The organism is Amycolatopsis echigonensis (assembly GCF_014174495.1).
Lineage (GTDB): Bacteria > Actinomycetota > Actinomycetes > Mycobacteriales > Pseudonocardiaceae > Amycolatopsis > Amycolatopsis echigonensis.
In genome coordinates this window covers 103104-110302 of record NZ_JACJHR010000027.1, presented here as the reverse complement: position 1 = coordinate 110302, position 7199 = coordinate 103104, and the positions used below count along the sequence as shown (strand labels likewise).

Below are 7199 nucleotides of genomic sequence, written 5' to 3'. Positions count from 1 at the left end.
ACCCCGTCAAGGACGCCGCCGCAAGGAGTCCGGACACGAGCACAGTCGCGCCCCACATGGGAGGTCGCTCGATGCGACGGCGCGCGAGGACGACCGTCACGAACACCGTGGCCAACACCAGGCCGCCGGCCAGCCCGGTGATCATGGTGGCGGGGATCGTGGAGTACTTGACGTAGGCGAGTGTCGCCGCGATCAGAACGACCCCGATCGCGATGTGGGTGTTCCGCAGTTGCTCTTCGGTGGGCAGTGGTTTCGGCGTTCGGCGGGGTCGATCGGGTTCCGGGGAATCGTTCCCTTGGCCGCAATCTGGTGCGGTCGTTTTGATGATCTGCGTATTCCCGTTACCGATGATGGTCTGCTGGTAGTTCGAGATCGTCTCGCCGTTACGGCGGTCAGGTTTCATCGCGCGTTGCAGCGGCCTGGACAGCAACGGCGCCAACAGTCCGAACACTGCGCTGATCACCACTGCTGCCCACGGGTTGCGCAACCAGTCGGTCACTTGATGCCACACTTAATACCCCCTCGCCCGCCTTGCGGCTGCGACTCCTCCCGTTGTTAGTGAAGCACCGACACGCAGCAGTGCGGCGCAGATCAACCGCAGCCCGAAGCACCTCGAAGCCGAGTGGGAGGCGCAGGCATCCCGGCGAGGAACCCGGCCCGTCAGTCGGCGCGCATGCAAGGCATCCCGTGGGCGCCAGCGGCCCGGCATGAAGCCCGCCGGCCCGAAGAACGAGCTGGCCCGGCACGGCGCGCCGGGAACAGCTCTTGTGTGTTCAGCCGCTAGTACGTCGGCCTCGGCGCCGGTGCGCCGCGTTTCTTGGCTGCGGCGGTGAGATGGCAGCCAGTGCGCAGCAGGACGGTGGTGTTCGCCGCGGTGCCGACGTTGAGTTCGGCCTGGTATTTGTCGTGGAAGACGACTTCGTGATCGCCGGGCCGATCGACCGTGACTTGACTGGTGTCGAAGCCGTACTCGGCGGCGATCGAGCGGACTGCGTCTACTGTGTGCGGCCACTTGTCGTCGGGGATGTTGCCTTCGGCCGTCCAGTTGGGCAGGCCCTTGACCACTGCGTCGTCTGTGCCCAAGTCGGCGTTGACGGCGGCGAAATCGTTGCCGCATGACGACCCGCCCGCCTGATTCGTGATCTGCCACGGCTTCAGGCCCGGGGCTGCCGTGGCGATGACGTCGCGGACACGGCGGTACATCTGTTCGTAGCGCGTGGTGGCCTGGTCGATGTCGGGGCGCTGGAGGAGCTGGTTGAACTGTTGGGTCGTCTGGTCCACGGTCGTGTTCTCCGGTGGCGTGTCCGGTCCGGTGCACCCGGCCAGCACCAGCAAGGCCAGTGCCAGTCCGGTGGCTGTCGGGCCGTGTTTGCGTGTCATGGGATGTCGCGGTTCCTTGTCATCGCGGGGGCGGCTGGGGGTCCCTGCCGGGCGGTGCGGGAATCGGGTCGCCCGGCACTGGCGGCGGGACCGGCATCTCCCACGGTTGCACGTGCCGGACGGCGAGGTCGGGACGTCCCGCGACGACACTGGCCATGTTGTACTGGCTGGTGGAGTTCTCGTCGAGATATTGGCCGTGTTCGTGGGTGATGTGATGGGGTCCGTCCGCGCCGGTGGCGTCTCCTGTGGACAGTTGTTGAATGTCGTTGAGTACTCCGCCTGAGATGCCTTGGTAGGGGGAGGTGCCGAAGTTGTGGGCGATGTCCAGGCGGGGAACCGGGTCCTGGTCCGACCATTCGGAGAACATGTGCCCTTCCGGCACCTTGAGGTCGTTGCGGTTGCTGATGTCAAGCCCGGGCGACCCGAACACCACTGCGTCTTTGACGGGCGTGTCGTGCTGCAAGGCGATGCCGGTGGTCAGGCTTCCGTACGAATGCCCGAGGGCGGTGAGGTGGAGCGGCTGCCCGGATGCGTTGTGCGCGGCCCCGACTCCGTTGAGGAAGCCGTCCAGCTTTTGCGCGCCGATCTTCGCCAGTCCGTCGGAGGCCACCGACTTGTCGGGGTTGAGCACGTCAGCGGTCTGCGGGGTCTCGTAGCCGATCCACGTCACCGTGGCGACCTGGCCGTGGTCGCCGTATCGGGAAGCGAGGTTCTGGCTGTGCTGCTGCAGGTTGTTCATGTCCTGGTCGTAGCCGTGGAGGCTGCGGTCCACCGTCGAGGTGAAGCCCGGGGTGAATACCGCGACGTGTTCGGCGGTATCGATGTTGCCCACGCCGACGGCGGCTTTCACTCGCTCCCCAGATGTGTCGAGGGTCAGCAGCTGCCGTCCGCCGTGAGCCACGGCAGCGTCGATCGCGTCCAGCGAGCGCAGCTTCCGGTCGATCTGATCGAGATTGCGCAGAGCGTTGGCCACGAGATTGCCGCTGGGGTCGTAGACGGACTTCGTCTGGTCGACAACGGCTTGCGCGGCGGTGTGCAGCCGTTCCAGCGCGGCCCGTTCGGCGGGCAAGCGCGCGACATTGGCCTGGGACCGGACTGCTCCCGGGAGGCCGTCGCGGTTTCCCAGCCAGTCGGGGTGGTCGCGCAACAGAATCGATTGCCCGGCAGAAGAAAGGCTCGCCCACCAGGCGGCGTTCTGCGACGGGGACGCGTTCGGCGGAGGTTCGGGCAGAGTGAGGCCGGGGTTGCCGGACTCCGCTGCTGCGGCTGCCGCGGCGACGGTGGCCTCATCGCCGGTGCCGAACTCGCCTTGCGCCGCGCGGCGCAGCACCGACGTGAGATCGTTGTCGATGTCGTCGGCCGTCCGCAATGCCTACGCCACGTCGTCGATGATCTGCTGTTGCGCTCGTGCCCTGTCTTCGGGATGCATGTCCTGAGGCAGAGCCTTTCCCGCCCAGGCATCGGTGAGCTGACCGCCGTCGCCGACCTTGAACCCGTACTTCTCGGCGAGGTTTTCCGCAGCGTGGATAGCGTTCTGCACCGCCGGAATCGCGTCGGAGGCTTGCATCAAGGCTTTGTGGACCACGCTGGCTCCGGCGGCCATCTTGTCGATCCGGAAGTGGAGAAGCCGATGAGCGGACCCGGCGTCGTCGGCAGCTCCGCCTGTCCAGCCGTCGACCGGCATGATCTTGCCGAAATCGTCGCCGGAGTTGATCAGCACTTGTTCGCGCTGCTGCATGGTCGTGGCGATCTCGTTGAGAGCCGCGGCGTTCCACCGCTTGACCTCGCTGACCGTCACCATCAGCGAGGTCCGTGCATTTTGTGCTCGCCCGGCAAGGCGTCGCGGGCGTGGTCGTCGCCCGCGATGTAGGTGTCCGCGGCCTTGCCGAGCGCCGCGGCGTGTTCGCCGGCATCGTTGCACCAAGTGGTCAACGTCGCCGCCCACGAACTCGCGAACTCTCCCGCCGCGCCCGCGGCTTTCGCTCCGGGCAGAGCAGTGGTGGCGCCGTTGACGGGTGTTCCGCAGTCCGCAGCGCGGATCTCGCCGATCGCCGTCTGCCCGGCCCGGCCTGCGGAGCGGAGCGCGTCCGGCACCGTCGCGAACCCCATCAAGTCCTCCCCAGGCCCGGTGTTCGGTTCGGCCATGGCCGCGTCCAGATCGGCGATCAGTGGATCGTAGCCTGCGGGGTCGGGCATTCTGGAGAACGGCTCGACCATCGACTCGATGAATGCGTAGTGCCGTTTGAACGGCTCAAGGGGCGCGAAACCACGCCTGATTGGGTCGTGCCCCTCCGATCGCGCTCCTTGGTTGCCAGCTAGGCAGGCTTGTCCCTGGCTCGTGCGTGTTGCATAGCTGATCGAGTGTCACAGCGTGCTGGCCAGGGCCGGGTCGAGTCGCGCGCGCGCGCGGCGATGCAGTTCGTCGCTCGCGGATTGGTCAGTTTTCGCGTGGCATGAGCGTGTCAGCCGCGAAGCAGGCGGAGCGTGTTGTCGAGGGTCCCGGCGATGTACCCGGGGTGGCCGGCGCCACAGACGATGTCGACGTCACCGTGGGGGGTGTCGCGGAGGTAGGTGAGGGTCCGGCCGTGGTCGAGGCTGTCCACGGCGGTGAGCGGCATGCTCGCGACCCGGCGGCCTCCGGTGCGGGCGGCGACGAACAGCTGATGGCTGGCTTCCCGCCGCGACCCCATGATCGTCCGGAGCTGGTCGGCGGGCGTGGTGACGGTGTAGTCGCTCCTGGTGTCCAATGTGTACGAGTCGCTGCTGCGGGCCCGGTCGTACTCGGCTTGCGGGACGGTGATCTCGTTGATGTTCGCGGCCGGGAAATCGGGCAGCTCGTTCACGACGGCGCGGACGAGTTGGTCCGCGCCGATCGCCTTGAGGGTGAGCTGCTCGTCCGCGACGGTGGCCAGCACGGCGTCGCGGCCGCGGCCGGTCAGGACGGCGAGCAGGGCGCGGTCGCGGCCGTGCCGGTCGGCCGACCAGCCGTAGCATTCTGCGTCGGAGTTCGCGACCGCCAGCAGCAGGTCGCGGAATTCTCCGGTGACCCGGTTGGTGCGCAGGTTGTAGAACCCCGGCTCGGCCAGTACCTGCCGGGTGAGGTCGTCCAGGCGCGCGGCGGCGTCATCTTCGACCCAGAGGTCGACGACACCGATGACCGGGTGCGCCGGGCCGATTCGTTCCCATTCCCAGGCTTTCGCGACCGCCAGGCGCGGCAGCGTCACGGGTTCGTCGAGCAGCATCACGTTGTTTCCCCTCGATACAGCTGATGCTGCTTACTTGCCGATGACGGGCGGAGTCGCTTTGCCGTCGTAGCCGAACAACGCGTTCGGGTCGGCTTCCTGGAGGTAGGACGCGGATTTCTTTTCCTGGTCCTCCTCGCCTTTCCCGCCCTTGCCCGCGCCGCCGGCCATCGGCATCCCGTTCGCGCCCTTGGCGCCGGGCGCACCGGTGCCAGCTGCTCCGCCGCGCATCCCGGGTTCCGGTTCACCGAACCGGCCAGCGCCGGACGACCCACCCGCGCTGGCCGCGCCTCCCGGGCCGCCGCGCATGGCAGAACCAGAGCCGCCCGCTCCGCTGCCGCCGGACCCGGGTGTTCCGGTGCCGCCGACGGGTCCGAACGCCCCGGGCATGCTGCCGAGGTATCCGGGGGGCTGGTAGCTGCTGGAGCCGCCGGGCCCGGTGGCGGGCACATAGCCGGAGCCGGTGGGCCCGAACTGGAGGGGTGTGTTGCCTGTGCCGGTGGATCCGGGCGGGACGTAGCCGGATGTGCGGGTGCTGTCGTCGCCGTGCGCGGCCGCCGGCACGGAGGGCGGAGGCTGCTGTTGGCTGCCGGAGACCCCGCTGTGCCCCGGCTGCGGTGAGAACGATCCGGGCGGGGGCGCGGTCCCCGGGCCGCCCTGGTCAGGCGGGCCGTAGGAATGGCTGGGCGGGTACGGGGTGAAGCTTTCCTTCTTGCGTGGCTCAGGCGGATGCTCGACCGGTCCCTGCTGCGGAACGAGCCCGTAGGTGCCGTCCGAGGAATCGGGTACCTGCCCGTAGTCGACGGGCATCTTCTGCGCGTGGCCGTCGCTGGTGTCGGTGAAGCTTTGATAGGTGGCGTTGTTCTGCTGGACGGCGGCGTTGCGCGCGTTGATGTTCTTCTCGTTGTCGGTGTCCCACGGGGTCGCCGTGTCCCAGGCGGACTTCGACGGCGGGTCGTCGGACACGTCGTGCAGCGAATCCCGGGTCGAGGTGAACGCGTGCCCTTGGTCGGCGAGGGTGTTCTGGCTGTCGTGCAAGGCCATCGACGCCGAGGTCGCGACGTCCGCGAGCGGTTTCAGCGATCCTCTCGCCGCGTCGCCGCTCGGTCCCGACCAGGCGCTTTCCAGCCGACCGACCGTCGTCAAGGTGTCGGACTCGATGCCCTGCTGCTCCTGTGATTGCTGCCATGCGGCGTGCTGCGCCTGCCCGAGACTGTCCGGGCCGGGTCCGGCTTTCACCCGTCGCACCAGCTCGCCCGGCAGGATGATCTTCCCCTCGTCCTGCATCTGCTTCAGGAACGCGTTGAACCTGTCCGCGATGAAACTCATCGTCACGCACCGGCCTTCAACGTAGTGACGACGGCGTCGCCGATACGGCGCGCGGCCTCGCACGGGTCGGATCCCGGTTTTCCGACGTTCGACCGCGAGATGGTCGCGTCCGCTTCGAACGCCATCGTGTCCGAGATACCTATGGCGACACCGCAGCGGCCTGTGGAACTGTCGTCGCTCGGCCCGTACGCGACGGTCGGGTATCCCTGGACGGGTTCGAGCTCTTTGAAGAACCCCTCGTTTTTCTTGGCGTAGACGTGCCCGAGGCCGTCTTTCCACGCGTAGACGAGCTGCACACTGATGCCGGAGCCGCGGTCGAGGTTCGCCCAGTGGCACATCTTGGCGACCCCGGTGTCTTGGGGTTCGCCCGTCGCTGAGGCTCCCAGCAAGGCGTTGACCTGGGCGGCGGTGAGGGTGCTGCACGGGTCGCGATCAAGCGTCCCAGCGGGAAGGGGGTTCGCGACCTTCGGCGCTCCGGACCCTGCTGTTGATGTGGTCGGCGAAGGACCGGCGGTCGGCGGGGTCTGCGCAGTGCCCGGCGTGCTGGAGCATGCGCTCAAGGCCAGTGCGGAAGCAGCGAGTCCGAGTACGGCTCGACGAATGCGGGTGGTCATCAGATCGGTTCCTGGCCTGCCTGCTTGATGTCTTTGCCTGCCTGCTCGTCGTGCGCCTCGTGGATGCCGAGAGCGTCTTTCATTTTCTGAATGATCGAGTCGAGGTAGGCGCTCTGCCGCTGAAGGTGGCCGCGGTAGTGGTTCCCGGAGTTGTTGCTGGCGTCGGTGTTCCGCAGCGAGGCCGGGTCCTGGCCGGGCGGCACGATTGACCACATCGGCCTTGCCGCGTCGATTTGCTTGTCGATGCGCTTTTGCAGGTTCTGGAGGTTCGCGAGTTCGGCGGCCATGGCGTCTTTGCTCAGGTAGAAGCCGGGTGCACCGCCGCCCCCGGACGCGCCTCCGCCGCCGGCCGGGCCGTCGGCGACGAAAAAGCTTGCCCCGGTGAGCATTCCGATCGCACCGGTATCGCCTGGCGGTGTCGCCTGCCCAGCCATCTGCATCCTCCCCTTGCGGCTAGCCGTGCCTACAGCTTCGCTAAGCCGAACCGATGGTAGCCAACCCGCAACGGTGTGTCTCGCGAACGGCGCAGGTCACCGTGCGGCCCGTTCGTGAGTCGAAGGGGCGTCTCCGAAGCCGGGCCGGTCATTGTCGCCGGGCCTCCAGGCAGCTAGCCGGATCAGCACGCCCCTTCGCA

9 protein-coding genes are annotated in these 7199 nt (G+C 67.8%); all 9 read right to left on the bottom strand.

Annotated elements, in window-relative coordinates; genetic code table 11:
- Positions 1 to 499: hypothetical protein (locus H5411_RS20390; RefSeq protein ID WP_183124669.1), on the bottom strand; the 499-nt coding region annotated here is incomplete at its 3' end.
- Between the two features lie 281 nt (positions 500 to 780).
- Complete coding sequence (locus H5411_RS20385; RefSeq protein ID WP_183124668.1) at positions 781 to 1380, bottom strand: LppA family lipoprotein; 600 nt, start codon at positions 1378 to 1380, stop codon at positions 781 to 783.
- 19 nt (positions 1381 to 1399) lie between these two features.
- On the bottom strand, positions 1400 to 2749 hold the full coding sequence (locus tag H5411_RS20380) for an alpha/beta hydrolase (RefSeq protein WP_183124667.1): 1350 nt from the start codon (positions 2747 to 2749) through the stop codon (positions 1400 to 1402).
- A gap of 3 nt (positions 2750 to 2752) precedes the next feature.
- Positions 2753 to 3181, bottom strand: a complete 429-nt coding sequence (locus tag H5411_RS20375; protein WP_183124666.1) for a hypothetical protein — start codon at positions 3179 to 3181, stop codon at positions 2753 to 2755.
- Positions 3181 to 3576 (bottom strand): hypothetical protein, encoded by a 396-nt coding sequence (locus H5411_RS20370; protein WP_183124665.1) that lies wholly within the window; start codon positions 3574 to 3576, stop codon positions 3181 to 3183. Before H5411_RS20370 ends, H5411_RS20375 begins: the two co-directional genes overlap by 1 nt.
- Before the next feature lie 266 nt (positions 3577 to 3842).
- A complete protein-coding gene (locus H5411_RS20365) occupies positions 3843 to 4622 on the bottom strand; it encodes an ESX secretion-associated protein EspG (RefSeq protein ID WP_246369097.1) in 780 nt (259 codons plus the stop codon).
- A gap of 33 nt (positions 4623 to 4655) precedes the next feature.
- Positions 4656 to 5951: a hypothetical protein gene (locus H5411_RS20360; protein WP_101437564.1), complete on the bottom strand. Its 1296-nt coding sequence runs from the start codon at positions 5949 to 5951 to the stop codon at positions 4656 to 4658.
- A 2-nt stretch (positions 5952 to 5953) separates the two neighbouring features.
- A complete protein-coding gene (locus tag H5411_RS20355) occupies positions 5954 to 6565 on the bottom strand; it encodes a DUF3558 domain-containing protein (RefSeq protein WP_101437563.1) in 612 nt (203 codons plus the stop codon).
- Positions 6565 to 6999, bottom strand: coding sequence for a PE domain-containing protein (locus tag H5411_RS20350; protein WP_183124663.1), 435 nt, complete (start codon positions 6997 to 6999; stop codon positions 6565 to 6567). Before H5411_RS20350 ends, H5411_RS20355 begins: the two co-directional genes overlap by 1 nt.
- Positions 7000 to 7199 lie beyond the last annotated feature (200 nt).